General features: G+C 59.5%; 1 protein-coding gene. It reads right to left on the bottom strand.

Going from position 1 to position 735, the window contains the following annotated elements; genetic code table 11:
• Positions 1–665: IS630 family transposase (locus ACSQ36_RS46995; RefSeq protein WP_436187634.1), on the bottom strand; the 665-nt coding region annotated here is incomplete at its 3' end.
• Between the last annotated feature and the right edge of the window lie 70 nt (positions 666–735).

Consider the following 735-nt stretch of genomic DNA (forward strand, 5'->3'; position numbering starts at 1 on the left):
CCATCGAGCGTGTTCATCGCGGCAAACAGCGTCGTCACACCATGGCGCTTGTAATCGTGCGTCATCGTTTGAGCGCGACCTCGCTTGAGCGGCAAGCCCGGCTGGGTCCGATCAAGCGCCTGGATCTGGGACTTCTCATCGCAGCACAGGACCAAGGCGTGCTCCGGGGGATCGAGATACAGCCCGACGATGTCCTCGAGTTTCTCGGCGAAGTGCTTGTCGTTCGATATCTTGAAGCTCTCTAACCGATGCGGCTTGAGGCCGTGCGCCTGCCAGATGCGCCGCACGCTCGCCGCACTTATGCCGGCCACCGCTGCCATGCTGCGTGTACTCCAATGCGTCGCGTTATCGGGACGCTGCTGCGTCGTCAGTGCCACGACGGTCTTGACCTTGCGCGCGGAGATCTTCGGCTTGCGCCCGGGTCGCGTCTCATCCCGCTCGATCCCCGACACACCGTCAGCTAAAAAGCGACCGCGCCAGCGTGCCACCGTGCCTCGCCAGATAGCAAGGTCCGCACCGATCTCTTTATCTGTCTTGCCCTGCGCAGCGAGCAAAATAATCTTGGCGCGCTCGGCCAGTCGAACCGGAATCGTCCGACCAGTAGCCCACGTCTCTAACTGTTTGCGCTGCGCTTCACTTAGCTCAACTTTCGCCGCGATTCTCATGAGTTCTCCCTCCGTAAAAAGGAGATTCTAAAATCGCGATTAAGTTGCATTATTTGTGGCGCACTACACT

Source organism: Caballeronia sp. LjRoot34, from assembly GCF_964253815.1.
Lineage (GTDB): Bacteria > Pseudomonadota > Gammaproteobacteria > Burkholderiales > Burkholderiaceae > Caballeronia.